The 18166-nt window shown below is 55.7% G+C and carries 22 protein-coding genes; 14 read left to right on the top strand and 8 right to left on the bottom strand.

Annotated features, from left to right (window positions below):
• Nucleotides 1-9 precede the first annotated feature (9 nt).
• From JT51_RS05880 to ureG, 3 genes are read left to right on the top strand one after another with little or no spacing between them, the layout of a single operon-like run.
• On the top strand, nt 10-462 hold the full coding sequence (locus JT51_RS05880; RefSeq protein WP_037308919.1) for an urease accessory protein UreE: 453 nt from the start codon (nt 10-12) through the stop codon (nt 460-462).
• Nucleotides 446-1099, top strand: coding sequence for an urease accessory protein UreF (locus tag JT51_RS05875; protein ID WP_037308916.1), 654 nt, complete (start codon nt 446-448; stop codon nt 1097-1099). The genes JT51_RS05880 and JT51_RS05875 overlap by 17 nt, the downstream gene beginning before the upstream one ends.
• A complete protein-coding gene (ureG, locus tag JT51_RS05870) occupies nt 1096-1740 on the top strand; it encodes an urease accessory protein UreG (protein WP_037308913.1) in 645 nt (214 codons plus the stop codon). Before JT51_RS05875 ends, ureG begins: the two co-directional genes overlap by 4 nt.
• A gap of 13 nt (nt 1741-1753) precedes the next feature.
• Here the strand turns inward: ureG and JT51_RS05865 are convergent, their stop codons facing one another.
• Complete coding sequence (locus JT51_RS05865; RefSeq protein ID WP_037309612.1) at nt 1754-2902, bottom strand: amidohydrolase; 1149 nt, start codon at nt 2900-2902, stop codon at nt 1754-1756.
• A gap of 266 nt (nt 2903-3168) precedes the next feature.
• On the bottom strand, nt 3169-3546 hold the full coding sequence (locus JT51_RS05860) for a VOC family protein (RefSeq protein WP_037308910.1): 378 nt from the start codon (nt 3544-3546) through the stop codon (nt 3169-3171).
• A 39-nt stretch (nt 3547-3585) separates the two neighbouring features.
• On the opposite strand from JT51_RS05860, the gene JT51_RS05855 reads away from it, so the two are divergent.
• Nucleotides 3586-4128, top strand: a complete 543-nt coding sequence (locus tag JT51_RS05855) for a winged helix-turn-helix transcriptional regulator (protein WP_037308908.1) — start codon at nt 3586-3588, stop codon at nt 4126-4128.
• Nucleotides 4129-4383: 255 nt separating this feature from the next.
• Here the strand turns inward: JT51_RS05855 and JT51_RS05850 are convergent, their stop codons facing one another.
• The gene (locus JT51_RS05850) at nt 4384-5091 is read right to left on the bottom strand and encodes an SDR family oxidoreductase (protein WP_037308905.1); all 708 of its coding nucleotides are present in this window, start codon (nt 5089-5091) and stop codon (nt 4384-4386) included.
• Nucleotides 5092-5214: 123 nt separating this feature from the next.
• On the opposite strand from JT51_RS05850, the gene gcvA reads away from it, so the two are divergent.
• Nucleotides 5215-6087 carry a transcriptional regulator GcvA gene (gene gcvA / locus JT51_RS05845; RefSeq protein ID WP_037308902.1) on the top strand — a complete coding sequence of 291 codons (873 nt, stop codon included), beginning with the start codon at nt 5215-5217 and terminating at the stop codon, nt 6085-6087.
• 173 nt (nt 6088-6260) lie between these two features.
• Here the strand turns inward: gcvA and JT51_RS05840 are convergent, their stop codons facing one another.
• Complete coding sequence (locus JT51_RS05840; protein WP_037308899.1) at nt 6261-6458, bottom strand: hypothetical protein; 198 nt, start codon at nt 6456-6458, stop codon at nt 6261-6263.
• A gap of 739 nt (nt 6459-7197) precedes the next feature.
• Here JT51_RS05840 and JT51_RS21430 point away from each other — a divergent pair.
• The 7 genes from JT51_RS21430 (at nt 7198) to JT51_RS05810 (ending at nt 12971) form a co-directional block, all read left to right on the top strand.
• Nucleotides 7198-7449, top strand: a complete 252-nt coding sequence (locus tag JT51_RS21430; protein ID WP_419177297.1) for an SH3 domain-containing protein — start codon at nt 7198-7200, stop codon at nt 7447-7449.
• Nucleotides 7450-7910: 461 nt separating this feature from the next.
• Complete coding sequence (locus JT51_RS05835; protein WP_037309609.1) at nt 7911-8471, top strand: GbsR/MarR family transcriptional regulator; 561 nt, start codon at nt 7911-7913, stop codon at nt 8469-8471.
• Nucleotides 8472-8518: 47 nt separating this feature from the next.
• Complete coding sequence (locus tag JT51_RS05830; RefSeq protein WP_037308896.1) at nt 8519-9166, top strand: DUF4166 domain-containing protein; 648 nt, start codon at nt 8519-8521, stop codon at nt 9164-9166.
• Nucleotides 9163-9573, top strand: coding sequence for a thiol-disulfide oxidoreductase DCC family protein (locus JT51_RS05825; RefSeq protein ID WP_037308893.1), 411 nt, complete (start codon nt 9163-9165; stop codon nt 9571-9573). The genes JT51_RS05830 and JT51_RS05825 overlap by 4 nt, the downstream gene beginning before the upstream one ends.
• Nucleotides 9570-11246 (top strand): SDR family oxidoreductase, encoded by a 1677-nt coding sequence (locus tag JT51_RS05820; protein ID WP_037308890.1) that lies wholly within the window; start codon nt 9570-9572, stop codon nt 11244-11246. The genes JT51_RS05825 and JT51_RS05820 overlap by 4 nt, the downstream gene beginning before the upstream one ends.
• A 256-nt stretch (nt 11247-11502) precedes the next feature.
• On the top strand, nt 11503-12450 hold the full coding sequence (locus JT51_RS05815) for a recombinase family protein (protein ID WP_268745979.1): 948 nt from the start codon (nt 11503-11505) through the stop codon (nt 12448-12450).
• The gene (locus JT51_RS05810; RefSeq protein WP_051927418.1) at nt 12450-12971 is read left to right on the top strand and encodes a ParB N-terminal domain-containing protein; all 522 of its coding nucleotides are present in this window, start codon (nt 12450-12452) and stop codon (nt 12969-12971) included. Before JT51_RS05815 ends, JT51_RS05810 begins: the two co-directional genes overlap by 1 nt.
• A gap of 225 nt (nt 12972-13196) precedes the next feature.
• Here JT51_RS05810 and JT51_RS05805 read toward each other — a convergent pair whose 3' ends face one another.
• The gene (locus tag JT51_RS05805) at nt 13197-13760 is read right to left on the bottom strand and encodes a TetR/AcrR family transcriptional regulator (RefSeq protein ID WP_200876065.1); all 564 of its coding nucleotides are present in this window, start codon (nt 13758-13760) and stop codon (nt 13197-13199) included.
• A gap of 137 nt (nt 13761-13897) precedes the next feature.
• Between JT51_RS05805 and JT51_RS05800 the strand changes: the two genes are divergently transcribed.
• Both JT51_RS05800 and JT51_RS05795 read left to right on the top strand, forming a co-directional pair.
• Entirely contained in the window at nt 13898-14599 is a 702-nt protein-coding gene (locus JT51_RS05800; RefSeq protein ID WP_037308884.1) for a PspA/IM30 family protein, read from the top strand.
• A gap of 47 nt (nt 14600-14646) precedes the next feature.
• Entirely contained in the window at nt 14647-14937 is a 291-nt protein-coding gene (locus tag JT51_RS05795; RefSeq protein ID WP_037308881.1) for a YiaA/YiaB family inner membrane protein, read from the top strand.
• On the opposite strand, the gene JT51_RS05790 is transcribed toward JT51_RS05795, so the two are convergent.
• The 3 genes from JT51_RS05790 to JT51_RS21170 are packed head-to-tail and all read right to left on the bottom strand — an operon-like array spanning nt 14934 to nt 17877.
• Complete coding sequence (locus JT51_RS05790; protein WP_037308877.1) at nt 14934-15908, bottom strand: hypothetical protein; 975 nt, start codon at nt 15906-15908, stop codon at nt 14934-14936. The two genes, JT51_RS05795 and JT51_RS05790, sit on opposite strands and share 4 nt — an antisense overlap.
• Nucleotides 15908-17014 carry a hypothetical protein gene (locus JT51_RS05785; protein ID WP_037308874.1) on the bottom strand — a complete coding sequence of 369 codons (1107 nt, stop codon included), beginning with the start codon at nt 17012-17014 and terminating at the stop codon, nt 15908-15910. Before JT51_RS05785 ends, JT51_RS05790 begins: the two co-directional genes overlap by 1 nt.
• Entirely contained in the window at nt 17011-17877 is an 867-nt protein-coding gene (locus JT51_RS21170; protein ID WP_051927417.1) for a hypothetical protein, read from the bottom strand. Before JT51_RS21170 ends, JT51_RS05785 begins: the two co-directional genes overlap by 4 nt.
• Between the last annotated feature and the right edge of the window lie 289 nt (nt 17878-18166).

The following is an 18166-nucleotide window of genomic DNA, read 5'->3' as shown; positions in this document are numbered from 1 at the left end:
GAGGCCCCGATGACCACCGCGATCAAAACCGCCCGCATCTATCATGACCATCATCAGTCGCAACCTCATGCGCAGGTCTCGCTGGACTACGACGGGCGGTTCCTGCGCCGTAAAATGCTGGCCACCGATGACGGCGAGGCGTTTCTTGTCGATCTGGCGCAAACCAAATCGCTGGATCATGGCGGCGTACTGGTTCTGGAGGACGGGCGCGAGATCGAAATCGTCGCCGCGCCCGAAGAACTGCTGGAAGTGACCAGTGACAACCTGCTGCGGCTGGCCTGGCACATCGGCAACCGCCACACCCCCTGCCAGATCGAAGGCAACCGTCTATTGATCCAGCACGACCATGTCATTCGCGAGATGCTGATAAAACTTGGTGCCGAGGTGCGGGAAACCGTGGAACCCTTTACCCCCGAAGGCGGCGCTTATGGCCACGGCAGGACCCATGGCCACGCCCACTGATGCCGATATCCTGACGCTGACCCAATGGCTGTCACCCGCCTATCCGGTGGGTGGCTTTGCCTATTCGCACGGGCTGGAATGGGTGATTGAAAGCAGGGGCGTGACCTGCGCCGCAGATGCGGGCGACTGGATAGCGGATGTGGTGGAACATGGATCGGGGCGCAATGATTGCCTGTTGCTAGCCGCATCCTACAGGGCGGATCACCCCGATGATCTGGCGAAAATCGACCGGACCGCACGGGCATTCTGCGCCTCGTCCGAACGTTTGATGGAAACGCGCCTTCTGGGCGAGGCCTTTTGCGGCGTGACTGCTGAGCTATGGTCGGTAGATATGGCAGCCCTGACTTATCCGGTCGCAATCGGACATGCGGCGGCGGCCCGGCACCTGCCGCTGCACCTGACTGCGCAGATGTTTTTGCAGGCTTTCATGGCCAATCTGGTGGCTTGCGCGACCCGGCTGGTGCCCCTGGGCCAGGCCGAAGGCCAGCGGCTGATCCGTGACCTGACCCCCCTGTGCCAGCAGGTGGCCACGACGGCGATCGACGCCGGGCTGGATGATCTGGGCTCGACCGCCTTCCTGTCCGACATCGCCTCGATGAAACATGAAACTCAATATTCAAGGATGTTCCGAACATGAGCAGCATAAACGGCCCCCTGCGCGTGGGCATCGGCGGCCCTGTGGGCGCAGGCAAAACCACCCTGACCGCCGCCCTGTCCGAGGCGCTGCGCGACACGGTATCAATCGGGGTGATCACCAATGACATCTACACACGCGAGGACGCCGAGGCACTGATGCGGATGCAGATCCTGCCGCAGGACCGGATCATCGGGGTAGAAACCGGCGGTTGCCCGCATACCGCCATCCGCGAGGATGCCTCGATTAATCTGGCGGCTTTGGCCGAGATGCAGACCCGCCATCCGGATATCGAGGTCGTGCTGATCGAAAGCGGCGGCGATAACCTGTCCGCCACCTTCAGCCCCGAGCTTGCGGATGTGACCCTTTATGTAATCGACGTGGCCGCGGGCGAGGAAATCCCGCGCAAGGGCGGCCCCGCGATCACGAAATCAGACGTGCTGATCATCAACAAAACCGACCTTGCCCCCCATGTCGGGGCCTCGCTTGAGGTGATGGACCGCGACGCCGCCCGAATGCGCAAGGGCCGACCCTTTGTGTTTGCCTCATTGCGACAAAGGCAAGGTGTCGACGATATCGTGACGTTGCTGGCGCAGATCGGCGGGCTAGATCTGTCGCGAACCTCGCGGACCCGGGCGGTTTGACGCCACCCTGCCGTCAGTCACCGTCCTGCTGTGGCAGACGGTCGCGCACCAAGTTCGTCCAGAACGCGGCACCGATTGGCAAAAGATCGTCGTTGAAATCATAATCGTTGGAATGCAGCGGCTGCCCGTGCGCGCCAGCCTCACCATTGCCCAGCAGGACGAAGCAGCCGGGAATCGCCGCCGCGAAATGCGCAAAGTCTTCGGAAAAGCTCATCGGGGGTCGGTCGGGTACAGTCTCCAGACCAGCGGCCTGCGCGGCGCGAATTGCGGCCTCGGTCGGAAGCGGGGCGTTGATTGTTTCGATAAATTCAGTCTGGAATTTTACGTCCACAGTCACGCCATGGGCGCTGGCGACGCCCTGCGCAATCTGGCGCATGTACGCTTCGATGTTGTCCCGGTCTTCCGGGCGGCGGGCCCTGGCATCGCCCTTTAGCGTCGCCCGCCCCGGCAGGACGTTACGCTGACCATCCGTCAGAAATTCGGTCACAGAGACCACGGCCCCCGCGCCAGGGGCCAGTTTACGGGCGACGATGGTCTGCAAAGCCTGAACGATGTCCGCACCGATCGTGATTGCATCACGCCCCGCCTGCGGCATCGAAGCATGGCCGCCCTGCCCGGTGATCGTGATCTCAAACAGGCTTTCCGACGAACAGATCAACCCGTTGCGTGTGGACATTTGCCCCACGGGCGCCCCCGGCAAGTTGTGAATGGCATAGACTTCGTCGATGGGAAAACGCTCCAAAACCTTTTCATCCAACATCGCCTTGGCCCCAAGGCCCAGTTCCTCGTTGGGTTGGAACAAGAACACCACCGTGCCGCTGAACCCGGGATCAGCGGCCAGCGTCTGCGCCGCGCCCAGCAGCATGGTCATGTGGCCATCATGGCCGCAGGCGTGCATGACACCGGGATTGCGCGAGGCGTATGCGTGCTTGCTGGTCTCATGGATCGGCAACGCATCCATATCAGCGCGCAATCCGATGGCACGATTCCCGCGCCCCGCCCTGAGGACGCCAACCACGCCAACGCCTTCATGAACCTCAAGCCCGTAGCCGCGCAGCAAGCCCGCCACTTTGGCCTTGGTCTCAAATTCGCTGAAGCCCAGTTCAGGGGTCCGGTGAAATGCCTGCCGCAATTGACGCAACTCGGATAGATCCAAAGCCATCGGTGACTCCATGCCTTTTCGCCGGGCGCAAGTTGCCCCGCGCCAATTCAAGTGTTCTGCCTGATTGGTAAGACACGACGCGCCGTTGGTCTACAGGGACGAATGCAACATCCGCATTCCCCCCATAGCAGATCAGCAGTAACTGGCGCATACGGCGCCTGATCTGCAATTTATCCCTGATTTCCCCGAAAGGAAGTCAGGAGAGAGCCCAAATTGCATAATGCCGCAGAGTGTTTGAACGACAGCTATTTTGGCGAAAGACCCAATCACGATCCTCGCGTCAAATCCTCAGCGAGCATGAGAGCGTTTCCATCGGGATCGTAAAAAGTTGCTGTCTTGACCATGCCTTCAACAACATCTGTTTCGCCATCAAATTTCACTTTGGCCTGCTCCAGCTTCTGCCTCGCGGCGTCTAAATCAGCTATCCCGAAAACGGGAACGCAATTGCCGGGTGCGGGCTTTGTATGCTCTCCTAGGCCAATTGTTACCCCGGCTGTATTCGTTTGAAGCTCTGACCAACCCGCGTCGTCTGCGTGATAGATTGTCTCAAACCCCAGCATACTTCCGTACCATTCAGCGCTTGCATGGCGATCTTTGACCGAAAACGAGATATTGATGGTTTCATCCAACGAAATAAGCGACATGATCTTTCCTTCTGATTCAAAATATACTAACTATACTTTGTGTACATTAGATCATTTGTCAACATTACTTCAAGAGCGTGGGCACTGCCCATACTATCGAGTATGCACGCGGGCATAGCCGGGCGGCAGGCCCCGCTTTTAGCCGCGACTGGCGCCAGCCGGACCGCGTTTGCACAAAGCATGGAACATCTGTTCGAGTTGGGGTTGTTGGAACGTAATCCCGGTTACGGCCATCCGCTGCGTCCAGAGTTTCGGCTTACACGTCTTGGAATGACTGCAGCAGCAATCGCCAATAAAATTCAAAGTGTTTCCGCAGATGAGGATCAAGACTTGCTTCGCCGGTCATGGACATTACCGGTACTGACTTCGCTACGCGCACCAAGCCACTTTAATGATATCAAGCGAAACCTGCAGACCATTTCAGATCGTGCCTTGTCGCAGTCCTTGAAAGCGATGGAAGTCAGAAGCTGGGTTTCTCGTTCCGTAGACGAGGCCGCTCGCCCACCCAGGTCCCTCTATAGCGCCATAAACACCGGCGGGGTGATAAGTAAAGTAACCGCCGCCGAAATTAGCTTTACCTAGAAAAACCAGTCGCTCGTACAAAAGTGGCCAATGACGGGAAAATCGCGTTTCTCAGCTATTCGCGCCAAGTACAACGAAACTGGGCCTTGCGGCGAAAGAGGAAAGTCAGCGCATTCAACAGGGTCCTGTGTCGAACAAGAATGGCGGCTGTAGGCATCATGTCTCGGGGTGGCGGAAAACACAGGAAGATCCATCTCCCACGAGGAGTCTTTCGAAGTCGGCTTCATGATTGTTCTTTCGTGGCTGGTGTGTTCGTCAGACAGAGCGGGTGATGCCACCGTCAACGCGGATGTTTTGACCCGTGATATATGCACCGCCCTCCGAGGCCAGGAAAGCAACCGTGGCCGCGATCTCTTCATAGGATTTGCCATAGCGTTCCATCGGGATCTTGGCCATGAAATCCGGATTTTCCGGCAGGCTGTCGATAAATCCGGGCAGAACATTGTTCATACGCACATTGTCCGCCGCATACCTGTCCGAGAACAATTTGGTGTAGGCGGCCAGGCCGGCCCGCATCACGCCCGAAGTCGGGAAAACTGCATCAGGCTCGAAGGCGGCAAAGGTCGAGATATTGATAATTGTTCCGGATTTCTGAGCAAGCATGATCGGCGCGACGATCCGTGTGGCGCGCACGCTGTTCAGGAAATAGACCTCCATGCCCTCATGCCAGTCTTCGTCGCTAATCTCGAGAACGGGCGCGCGGGGGCCGTGGCCTGCGGAGTTCACCAAAACATCCACGCGACCCCATTTGTCCATGGCGGCGCCGACCAGTTTCTGCATGTCTTCGCTGGATTTATTGGTGCCCGTTGCACCGATCCCGCCCAGTTCTTTGGCCAACGCCTCGCCCTTGCCCGATGAAGACAAGATGGCAACATTGAAGCCGTCGGCAGCAAGGCGGCGCGCGCTATCGGCGCCCATGCCGCTGCCGCCACCCATGATGATTGCAACTTTCTTGTCGGCCATCTCTGATCTCCATGTGTTCTGTGAGGTGTATCTGGCTTCAACATGGAGTGCCGTCGCGCGTTTGACTAACCAGTAATTCTGCTTTAACACCATAGAAATTCTACTGTCTAAGTGAGGGCGCAGATGCGCAACCTACCTCCTTTGAACTCTCTGAAGGCGTTTGAATCTTCGGGGCGGCACTTAAACTTCAGGCTGGCGGCCGAAGAACTTGGAGTGACGCAGGGCGCAGTCGCACAGCACGTACGTGCGCTGGAAGACCTGTTGAAAATCAAATTGTTCGAAAGACATGCAAGGGGGCTTTCTCTGACTGATGAAGGTCGCAAGTATCTGCCGCCCGTCCGACGCGCATTTGACATGATCGCCGAGGCAACAGGAAATTTGTCAGCCCAGAGTGCGGTGGTGACGATAAGTTCCACGCCGTCCTTCGCGACACGGTGGCTGGTGCCCAAGCTAGGGAGCTTCGCTCAAGACCACCCGGATATTCAAGTGCGCCTGGACGCATCAAACAACCGTGCCAATTTCCAGACTGACGGTGTCGACATTGCTGTCCGACAAGGAAAACCGCCATTTGGTCCAGGTCTTGTTGCAGAACCGCTGTTGGCGGCTCAATTGATTGCAGTCTGTCACCCGGATCTGGCCTCGGGTCCGGATCCAATCCAGTCGCCGCGCGACCTGCTCAACCACGTATTGCTGGAGGACACCCATGGCCAATGGCCTTTGTTCCTTGAAGCAGCACTGGAAGAACGGCCAGTGAAAGACGTAAAGACCATGACGTTCAGCCAAACATCAATGGCGATTGATGCGGCCCTAGCAAGCCAAGGCATTGCCCTGGCCAACCCTGAGTTTGTGGAGGCCGATCTAATGGCGAACCGCTTGTGCCAACCTGTTGAGTTTTCGATGGAGACGGACGAGGGGTATTATGTGGTCGCGCCGCGCGAACCAAGAAACCCAGTTATCGTCTCAATCGTGAGGCGTTGGCTGGCTGAGCAGGTATAGTTGATAGTTTGGTACTAAGGCGTGCGAACTCTGGATCAATGGCGCGCATTTTCTTCACCTGGATCACCTTGGAAACACCAAATCTCCGCGCAAGATTGCTCCAGTTTGACAATTGACCGGCATCGCTCTGAACCACCTCTCGAAGGGTCATCGAAGGACCTTCGACATCTCCATCAGTATTGAGGGTTACGGCCCAGAATGTTCAGTGCCGCGGTCTGGCTGGGCAAGCCAGTGCCGCCGCCCACCGAGCCAACCGGCATCTTTACGGTTCCGATGAAGTTCTCAATGCGGGCGCCGTAGGTCTCAGCGGCCTCAACTCTTGCAGGATCTGCGATCTGAACTTGATCCGCCTCGCTCGCCTTGGGCTTCAATTGATCCCAGAACCGCGCAATCGTCTTTGGGTCAGCTTAGCGAGAGGGGCGTAAGGGTGAAAATCCTTCATCGCTTGGGGCCATTTATCTTGGTGTGTCGTCAACATCATATCGCGCTTTGATACGCCGCAGCATTTCCCGCACATGAAATGGATGATCAAAAGGTAGCTCCGATAAACGCTCTGCAAGTCTACTGCAGATGGAATTTGCTATGGCAGCACACTAACAAGAAAGTAAGTGATATCCAGTGAATACGTCCAGTTGATGCATGTGAGGTCTTCAAACCCATTCTGACGAGCGGCAAAGCACGCTTTGCAATCACGACAGCGACAACAGGTGCCGGGATCTTGCTCACTTACTATTAGCATTGGCCGTTTCGGCCCGCCCATCAGCCGCCGGTAACGGCTCCGCCCTATTTCTTCATTTTCGCAACCACCTGGCCCAACCATCTCCCTTCACTGACGGCCCAATCCGGCCGTTCACCTGACAAGCATGTTACTGCAAAGCCGCCCATCAAACCGAACCTAGATGGATCGCACCTAACTTAATTTGCATGAGCAATAATCACCGGGCACGACAGTCATTACCTTGAGGCCCTGACAAGTTCGCAGATTTCTGTTCTGGGGTTGTTCCTCTTGGTGATCTGAATCGCTACAATTGTATTTGAGGCAACATGCAGGATAACGCGATGCGCAGTGCAATATTCTTACCCTTAGTGGCATTGTTCCTAGGAGCGGTTATGGACGTTGGACCTGCGTCGGCGGCCTCGCTCGGACGATACGAGGTTGTTGGCGTTGAAGAAGGTGACATGCTGAAAATGCGTGGTGGGCCTGGGACAGGGTTTATTGTGATCGTTGGCCTTCCAAATGGAACCGCCTTACGAGTTCACAGTTGCGAGCAGACTGGTGGCACCCGTTGGTGCCGCGTTTCTCTGGAGCGCGCGCGTGGGCTAAAAGGGTATGTCTCGTGGGCATATTTGCGAAAACTCTAATACAATGGCGATCAGCGTATCCATCTTGTTAGCGACTATGAAATGTCGGTGGAAAATGCCCTTTCCAGTCAGTTGGAATCGCTCGTCATAGGCTTTGAACCGATTTTCTGACCTTAAAAGAATTCGTCGGGTATCATGGCGCTTGATCGGAAGCTGCGTCGTCTTCACGGCGGTCCAAAGCGGAAATTGGCTGAGCCGTTAACGTGCTGCACGATGGCCCGTTGAGCCAGTCTTTCGCTGCGAATGCAACAGCAACGGCTGCTTGAGCCCTTAAAGTTGGGGCTCTTTCTTTCATCCAAGGAAACATGATCCATTGTCGCGTTAACGAAAGCCAAATTCCACGGGTTCTCTCAAGGGTTTAGGGCACGACACAAGACGGAACGACTTCGGCTCAAGCTATTTCGGTCAACGTCAGGTCGATGGTCATTGACATTTCGTCTGCAATATACGAAATTTCTGTTATGACAGAAACAAAAGAATATAGCGAATCCGCCGCTCAAACCCAGTTCATCTTGTACTGGGGTGACATGGGCAGCCAATGGGGTGTGAACCGATCTGTGGCGCAGATCCAGGCGCTTCTGTTTTTAAGCTCGTCGCCACTCAACGCGGAACAAATTTCTGAACGACTTGGAATTGCCCGCTCGAACGTATCGAATTCCCTCAAGGAATTGGTCGCCTGGAAACTGATCCGCCGCGTTCCCATTCACGGCGATCGACGAGAGCATTTCGAGGCTGAATGCGATGTCTGGGAAATTGCAACGCGCGTCGCACAAGGCCGTAAGGAACGCGAGATTGATCCTGCCATGCAGGTGCTGTCCGATTGCGTCGCCGCAGCCGAGGCCGAAAACGACCCGAACCCTACTGCACTGGCCCGCATGAAAGAAATGCAAGAGTTCCTGAATGTTGTGGACAGCTGGTATGATCAGATGTTGGATGTTCCGAAATCCAAACTGAAAATGCTGATGAAGATGGGCAACAAGGTGATCTCCTTGCTTACCATCACCGGGAAAAAGTCAGAGTAGCAGACGCACATCACCTGTCGCGTTAACAGTTTCCGAAGGCCAATATCATGCATGTGCGCCCTGTTACCCACCCCGATCTGCCGCTGGTCGATCACCGTTTTAGCGATCTACTTGGTCAAGACAGCTGGATGCGATTGCCCGCAACCGTCCGGCGCCGTTTTGGCAAACGTGTTCGCGGTGGTGCCAGCGTCACCTATCAAGGCGTCGTGACCAATATGCAGATGAACTGGGCTGGTTGGACCTTGGCCCAACTGGCCCGCCTTATTGGCGCGCCGTTGCCCTATGACCTAAGCTGTGTGGGAAAGCCGGCCGTTGTGATCGTCACCGAAGACATCGCAGGAAACGGTCAATTCTGGATCCGCCAATATGGCCGGGCCTCTGGCTTTCCGCAGATGATCCACAGCTCCAAGCGGTTTTCCGGTGCCACCGGGATCGAAGAATACATCGGCTATGGGATCGGCATGGGGTTGCGTGTTGTCGAGGAAAACGGCGCACTTTTATTCAAGAGTGATCACTACTTCCTGTCGGTTTTTGGCAAGCGCATCAAGATACCAAAGCCATTCGCACCTGGTGCGCTGGTGATCGGCCATCATGATTTGGGTTCAGGGCGGTTTCGCTTTTCCATGCGTCTGAGGCACGCCTTATTGGGCACTGTTTTAAGCCAGGATGCCGAATTCCAAGATGCGAAGGAATGACCGCCATGCAATGCGATGCGATCTGGCTTTTTGATAGCCAATGCGTGCTGTGCAGCCAGGGCGTACAATATACACTGCGCCACGAGAAGGCGGCGTCCATTCGATTTGTCGCAATCCAATCGGATGAAGGCCACGCACTGGCCCGGTATCACGACGTTGACCCAGGTGATCCGGCCACATTCCTGTTCATCGAGGGTGGCGTCGCATTGGACAAATCCGATGCCATGATTGCATTGGCGCGTCATTTGAAGGGTCCGGCGCAGATCGCCCGGCTCTTTGCCTTCATCCCGAAATCATTGCGCGACAGGGCTTACGGACTTATCGCGCGCAACCGCTACAAGCTTTTCGGTCAAGTTGAATGCTGCATCGTGCCGCGTGCCGATCAACGCCATAGGTTTGTGTTGTGACTGCACAGAACATCTTGATCATTGGCGGTACCGGGGTTTTTGGAAAACGGCTGGTTCGCCACCTTTCGACGCAACCCGGTCTCGTGCTGAACGTCTCATCGCGGAGTGCAACAAAGGCTGCGGCATTTATCAATACGTTATCCGGTGCAAAAGCAGAGTTACACGCAGTCACTCTGGATTGTCAGGTCAACTTACAACAGCAGCTTGACCAAATTCGCCCCTTCATCGTCGTGGATTGTTCCGGCCCATTTCAAGGTGCAAGCTATGACACCGCCCGGGCTGCGCTAGAATCCGGAGCGCATTTTATCGACCTTGCCGATGCGCGTGATTACCTCGCAGGTTTTGCCCATGCTCTGGACGCCATCGGGCGGCAGCATGACGTCTGCGCACTAAGTGGCGCCAGTTCAACCCCAACACTGTCGACGTGCGTGGCAAAGCACCTCACCGTCGGTTGGCGGCGCGTTGACACCATTGATATGTCCATCACACCCGGCGGGAAAAGCGAAGTTGGCAGATCCGTCATCGAAGCCATCATGAGTTATGCTGGTAAGAACGTGCCTCTGTGGGAGGAAGGGCACTTGTCGCAAACGACGGGCTGGGGAAATGCCAAACGGATTGACCTACCCGGCCTCGGCTCCCGGCGTGTGGCCACAGTTGAGACCTTTGACGCCGAATACCTCGGTCCTCTTCTGGACGTGCAATCGCGCGTATCATTCTCAGCGGGATTAGAATCTGGAATTGAGCAACGGGGAGTCGAGTCGATTGCGGCATTGCGCAAGTACAAACTGATTGGCTCGCCCAACGCATTGATCCCGCTTCTGCTAAAAGCGCGTAAGATAACGCGAATTCCGACCTCTTCTTCGGGGGGCATGCTGGTTAATATCTGCGGGCTCAACGCTGACGGGGTGATGACTCAGGCGAAGTGGTCGCTCATTGTCAGGCAAGATCACGGGCCATACATTCCGATCCTGCCTGCCGCAGCCGCCATCCGAAAACTCTTGTCAGGTTCTGTAAAACCTGGTGCCGATTTCGCCCACGCCACACTTTCCCTTGCAGATATCCTTGAAGAAATGCGGCCATATAACATTAAAACTGCGACTTCCGTGGTTCAAACACACCAAAGCATCTTTGAAACGACGCTTGGAGCAAAGGGATTTGAGGCTCTACCAGCACGCTTGCAGCAGTTCCATGGGCCAACAGGACCAGTCCGCTGGTCGGGAGAGGCCGATATCGAAAGAGGGTCCGGGGTCCTATCGCAATTGATCGCGCGGCTTTTTGGGTTTCCACAATCGGGTCTGGCCGTACCGGTAACCGTCAGCATCGACCGGGAACGATCATCACAAGGCGAGCCATTTGAGATCTGGACGCGAACCTTTGCCAGCAAGACGATGACATCCGTTCTGACGTCATTAGGCGACAGTATGGTTTTCGAACAGTTTGCGCCGTTCACCTTTGCATTGAAACTTGACCATGACAGCGATGGCGTTCGAATGCCGCTGGTAAAATGGCGTGCTGGAAAGCTCCGCTTACCTAGGTTTCTTGCTCCACGCTCTGACACAAACGAATATGTTGATGATGACGGTCGCTTCCGGTTTGATGTAGAACTTTCGGCTCCATTCGTAGGTCCACTTGTCCACTATCGCGGCTGGCTGAAGCCTGATCACAAGGGGTAGAATGCGCACTGCCGACCCAGAGCCGCCTTTCAGCAATTGCACCCGATGCTTTGGTCCGGCCCGTTAAACAAAACCTCGGCCAATCGCGCAAGCACTTTGAAACGTCACGAGCACTTGACTCAATTGACTGAAAAACCTCAAGAAATGAACAATTCGCGTCACCCAATTCTGACCCAGAACGAATAGGAGCCCATCATCAACGCTGCGGCTATGCCTACTATCGCGCGGTGAACACAAGAGCATCCAAACAGACCGTGTGACACTGGTCCCGGGACCAGATCATGAAATCGCCATTGTGAACCAGATTTTCGAGAGCTTCGTTCATGATGGCCAGTCCGAGGCAGAGATTGCTGCCGAGCTCAATGCACGCAGGATCAAAACCGACCTGGATCGCAGTTGGTCGCCTGCGGTTGTGCGTCAAATCCTGACCAACGAGAAGTACATCGGCAACAACATCTGGAATCGCAATTCGTTCAAACTGAAGAAGCGCCACGTGCGAAACGATCCGAGCAATTGGGTGCGCGCGACAGGTGTCTTCGAGGCGATCGTCAGCACCGATCTCTTCGCTGCGGCAGGTGCGATCATTGGATCACGAGCGCAGCGCATGTCAGATGAGGAGATGCTCGAAGGTCTGAAAGAAACCTTGGAAGAGAACGGATTCCTTTCTGGGATTGTTATCAACGAAGCCGCTACCCTACCTTCGAGCGGGGCATATCAAAGCCGGTTTGGCAGCTTGCTGCGCGCATATAGTCTTGTGGGTTTCAAACCAGACAGAGATTATCGCTACATCGAGATCAATAGGCGGCTGCGCGGCATACACAGCGATATCATCCGGAACACCATTTCCGGCGTTGAGGCCGTCGGCGGACAGGTCGACCATAATCCGCAAACAGATACCCTTACTGTCAACGAAGAGTTCACCGTTTCCATCGTTATTGCTCGTTGCATGCAAACTGGCGCTGGCGCGTTTCGCTGGAACATTCGTCTCGATACCGGCCACCTGCCCGACATGACCATTGTCGTCCGGATGGGACGAATGAATGAGCTACCGCTCGACTACTATTTGCTGCCGACGTTCGACATGACCAAATCCAAGCTACGCCTGTCGGAAAACAATGGCCTGTCCCTTGATGCATACCGCTTCGACGACCTCACGCATTTTTTCGATATGACGGCGCGCGCACCACTTCTGGAGGTTGCGTGATGAGCAATACCGCTCCCGAACAGACGGTGCTGGTTCCGGTCGACGCAATCACGGTGGTGAATCCGAGGATCCGTAATCAAAAGGTATTTGAGGAAATCACTGCCAACATCGCCGAGCTTGGACTGAAAAGACCAATCATGGTCGCGGTACGAGAACCTGAGAGCGGTGGTGAACCAAGCTACGAGTTGGTGTGCGGCCAAGGGCGACTGGAAGCCTTCAAGGCCCTCGGTCAGTCGGAAATTCCTTCCATTGTTATCAATGCCAGCAGTGAAGACTGTCTGGTGATGAGCCTCGTGGAAAATGTCGCACGTCGGCAGCACCATTCCCTTGATTTGCTGAGAGACATTCGGCGGCTCAAGGAAAGCGGCTATTCAGAACAAACCCAGCTTCACAGGGGATTGTCTCGAATTCTCTTCGGTCCAGCGCCGGAGCCAGATGGATCGCGGCGATCTCAAACTGCTCTGCCATTTGGCCCAGCGTCACCTACGCCTCCACAAATACCTGAATGCTCTCTTCAGTGATGTAGCAACGGTAATGCTGCGTGTCCGGGTTTCGCACTTTAATCTGCTTTAGATATCCACCATCCCGCAACCGCCGGATCGACCCGACGCTAACTCTCAGGCGTGCCGCCGCATCCAAAAGCGACAGATCGCCGGAAAACACGCGCTCCGATCTTTCCAAGGTCTCAGCATAGTCAATCAGTATTGCAGCCAATCCGTCCACGTCCGGGTCTCTCGATACACCGGTCAGTCGGCCTCCCTCAGGTATTGAGAAACAAACTCGGACAATTCAGCTCGGACTGTATTCGGGTCCAACGCGACAAACCGACCTTCCAGCGAAAGCTTGACGATGCCATGCACAGCAGAAAATACCGTTCGCGCACGCGAGGCCAATGTGTCTTCATCTAAGTTGGGGCTCAATTGCGACAACGGGCCGATAATCTCGGCGATGAGTACCGCGTGTTCCTCAAGGTGCCATCGCGGTACGGGTACACCTGGTTGCATCCTGTGATCGAATAATGCAGCCCACAGGTTCGGGTTCTCGGTACCGAATTCCAGGTAAGCCAATGCAAGTGTAAGAAGCGTTTCCTTGGGCGCTTCTTGTGACGCGGAGGCGTCTTTCAATGACGCGTGCAAACGCGCTAGTGTTCGCGAGTTCACCGACAGGATCAGAAGGTCCATATCCTCAAATGCATTATAAAGACTGCCCAGTGCACATCCGGCATCTTTTGTGACATCACGGGCGCGCAATGCAGTCAGCCCTTGCGTTTCAATGCACTTTTCTGCGGCATCTAAGATCTTTTTCTTCAAGATTTCTCTTTTACTTTCTGACACTTAATCCTCGCGTATTTAAACTTTATGAACATCGTTCATTTTTAGTGTTGAACGACGTTCAGAATCACCGCATAGTTACCTCATGAACAACGTTCATAAACGAGGAGCTAAAGATGTTCAAACAGTTTGCCACTTTGATAAGAGGCCGGGCCTTTGAGGCGGCAACCGTCGTTACGGATCGCCACGCTCTGCCCATTCTGCGTCAGCAAATCCGGGACTGCGCCCACGCCATTCAAGTGTCGCGCAAGGCCGTCGCCGTCGCAATGGCGCAGAACGAACAGGAGATCAAACAGCACAAGAGATTGACCCAACAAATCGCGGACCTTGAAACTCGTTCGATGGCTGCCCTGCAACAAAACCGCGAGGATCTGGCACGGGACGCAGCTGAGACAATCGTCCATCTCGAAGCAGAGCGTGATGTATCAACTCAGGCACAGGCCCGGTTTGAGACCGAGATCGCTCGGCTACGCACTGTCCTACGCGAGGCCGAAACCCGGTTGCGGCAATTGCAACGCGGTCAGCGCCTCGCCACGGCCACAGACAAAACTCAGCGCCTTCAGCAAGTCGCGCCGGACAGCGGATTATCCACCTTGCGCGAGGCTGAAGACACTTTGCAGCGATTGCAAGAGCGTCAAAGCGAGATGGATGCAACAGCCCGTGCCATGACCGAGTTGGAAGCGACTGGTTCAGCCGAAAACATTCGCGACAAGTTGGCCGAAGCAGGGTGCGGTAAACCATTGCGGTCAAACGCCGATGACGTTCTCGATCGCCTGAAGAAAAAGGCCCAGAAATCCAGCAAGTCGAAATCAAGCTGACGATCTAACCGAATTGAACTGACAGAGAAATTGAAAGGAATTGATCCATGAATACCGAAGAAAACCTGAACCTACCGCAGTCCAACGCCTGGAATATGTTCACTATTGTTTCGTTCATTGTCGCAGCAGCAATGATGGCCGGCGGCATCTACTTTCTGGAAGCCAGCTTTGCAGCAAAAGGGTTTTATTCCATGTCCGCGCTGATGCTGGTGCACACCACCGTTTCAATCACAAAGACTCTGCGCGACCGTGAAGAATCTCAGCGTCTGCACAACCGGATCGAAGACGCAAAAACCGAAAAACTACTGAAAGAGGTAGGCGAGAACATCGCTGCCTAAACGATAACATCGCGCATAGACAAGCGCGCTCGACTGGGGGTGGCACCGTTGGCGGCCCCCAGTCTCAACGCGTTAAACAAGACCCTGTCGGTCGGTACGGTAAAGCGATCCGATACAGCAGCACGTGTGCAAGGGTCATCTGCCAGTGCCGCGGCGGGCCACCCCACCAACCCACGTGCAGAGGCTTGCAACCAGGATCGATAGAATACCCGGCCTGCCTCGACCATCGACCCATTCGCAGGCCAGTGAAACAGCGCAATTGCGCCCGCACCGCGGCTGCGCGCAGCCTCACCCGACAGGTGCGGACCGAGGCCCAGCACCGACAACAGATCATAAAGCCTTCCACCCAGAACGGTCGGTGCGACCCTTGCGGTTGTTGCATCCATGGCAAGCACCTCTCGGTTCAAACCATCGGTGTGATAGTTCGGATCGCCCTCGCGCAAACGCATCCAATGCAGCAGTTCCGAACGAAAGGCCCTGGATCGCATGACGCGGGCCGACGCGATGTCGATTTGCTTGGCGAGCCAGTCGATCTGGGTCGTGTCCTCGACCAATGTCATGTGAGTGGCGTCCCAGTCTTCAAAGGCACCTTTCAGCGCAGGCGCAAAGCCTATCCGATGCGTGAGGCGTTTCGAGACCTCCGCGGCCAGTTCGGCGTCCTCTGCATCAGCGCTCGCCTTTGGATAAATGCGAGCAATCGTGCGCAACCCGACCTCATCCGGTGCGTCTGATAGGGTCACTTCAGCACCGGCCCCGCGCGCAGCCAGGGCCAATACGGTGCCCTCGACCGCCGCACCACATGACACTTCCAGATCACGATCATGCGGATCACCAACAGGCAGGCACCGTGACAGATCGGCGTGGACCTCGATACACTCCCCGTTCAGCCTCCATCGCGCTGGCTGCGTGTTATGTGCAGAAGGGGCAAGCATCGCCTGCGCAACGATTGCTTCAAATTCCATGCGGTCCATTACAAAAACTCCTTCGAAAACAGGTGCAGTCTGTGCAGCGGCACAGCACTGGTTTTTTCGGTTTGGCGCAGGCTGGCCGCATTTTCATCAGCAATCCACGTGCCACCCACCGTTTTGTATCCTGCGGCAATCATGTCCCGAGTCATCTCGCTCAACATCAATGGGTTGACTGAACGACCCTGAAACTCTGGCATCACACCCTGAAAAATGACCACTGCGCGGTCACGATGGGCTTTGTACCTGAGATAGTGATACGGCAGAGACAGACGCATTCGCGATCCAATCCGGCGGAGCAACGGGTTGAGATCGGGAATGGCAATCACCGCACCCGCTGGCGCGTCGCGATAATGCACCACTTTTGAAATCCGCGGGTCCATGATCCATTTCATGTCTTTGGCCTGAAAGTGGAACTCTTCCGCGGTGACTGGAACAAACATCGGATTGTCTTTGAAACTCCGGTTCAAGATGGCACGCGCATCCTCAAGCCGCTCGGAAATGGTCGCGCGGGTGACGGGTGCGAAAGAGAACCCTTGATCCAGCAACTGCGCGCGTTGCGCGTCGGGCAAGACTTCCGGGGTCGGATTGGTATCCAGGCGACGCTCGAAAGTGGTCATGGGAAAGTACGGTCGATACCCGTTCGCCTCAAGCAGGCCCGGAAGATACGGAGGCCCCCAAATCTGGTCGGTAAACGGTGGCTGATCGAAGCCACTTGTCATAATCCCAGCTTGTTGCATCGCAGTCAGGTTGAAATTACCGACCAGCCGAGTCATGCCTTTGGCGCGGGCCCAGTTTTCCGCCGCTTGCAGCAACGCTGTGGCGGCCTCAGGGTCATTTGCGCAATCAAAGTAGCCAAAGCATCCTCGCGCCTCGCCGTGCAGGTCATTGGAACCCCGATGAAGATGGGCCGTGATCCGACCCACAGACTTTCCGGCCCGTTTCACCGAGAAAAATGTGAAATCCGATGTGTCGGAAAACAGCGGGTTTCCGACCGACAAAAACCGTTTCAAGTCCGCTTTCATCGGCGAAACATATGGAGTGTCCGCCCCATACGCGTGAAACGGGGCGGCAAAGAAACTTGCGAAATCCCGTTCCAGCAACTCTATCATGCTTGCCCCTCATTCATCAAAACCCACGCCATCCGTTGTACCGCGCGCAAGGCGACACCGGTGCTATCCTGGTCGACGATGTCCGGACTGTTGAGCATGACCACGCGCAACGGGGTGCCGGACAAGAACACCGCATGGGTCGCATCAAAACGCGAGAACAGCCAATTGACCTGTTCGTCATCCGTTGCCCCTAACTGTTGCACAGGTGTTGTCGTGAAGTTGGCACGCAGATCATTCAGGTTCATGTCCGCCAAGTCTGCCTCTTCCACCAGTATCGCGTCCGGAGACCCGGCAGCCCGACGCAGCAACGCCAGGCTGGCTTGTGGGCCCTGCCCATCGGCATCGGCAATCTCGCGAAGAGCAATCAACTGGCGATCCTCAATTCGTAAGGCAATCGCTGCTTGCCAAATGGCCAGCAGCATAAGCGCGGACAAAATGATTGCCATCACCTGCACGCCCGACCGGATATCCATCGGCACAATCCCCGAGACGATTATCGAAAGCAGTGTGGTCATGACAATGACGATGCCAAAACCACGCAGAGTATCCCACGCTCGCAATCCGGAACGATTCATCGCAATTGACAACCAGCACAGCCCTAAAACTGCCACACCACCCAGTCTGACCGGCAGGTCAAGCATTGTTCCACGCGTGAAATCCGTCGCAAGAAACGGCAGGATCAGCAGGAAGGACAGGCTTATCCAATTGATGGTTCTGTTTTCCGCCGATGACAGGCTGTTTCTGTCGCGTCGCAACACGAACAAAGCGACACCACCCAATCCGAACAGTTGGAACAGCAGCAGACCGGCCAGCCGGGCAAACTCTATACTGCTGAACTGGAAGAGACCCAGCAGCCCGAGCATCACAGCCCCCCAAGCGCAGAGTTGTTTCAATATCGGAGGCGCATGGCGGCGCAAAAGCCCCTCGGATAGAACAAGTGCGGCCAAAGGTATGAGAGCCGCGCAGAAACTTGTAGCCGCCGAGAAAAACCAGCTCCATTGGCCCCAGTGACCAATCCGCGCCAACATCAGGACGACCAGAATCCACAAGCAAAATTGAAACCGTCTGGCAATTTCCGACCTTTGCACAAGGTCCTGAAGACGCAGTAACACGGTTGCCGCGCCCAAAGCGGCACAAAGAGAAACCCAGGAA

It is taken from the genome of Ruegeria halocynthiae (assembly GCF_000743705.1).
In the GTDB taxonomy this organism is placed as follows: Bacteria; Pseudomonadota; Alphaproteobacteria; order Rhodobacterales; family Rhodobacteraceae; genus Ruegeria; species Ruegeria halocynthiae_B.
This window is presented reverse-complemented; position numbering and strand designations above follow the sequence as displayed.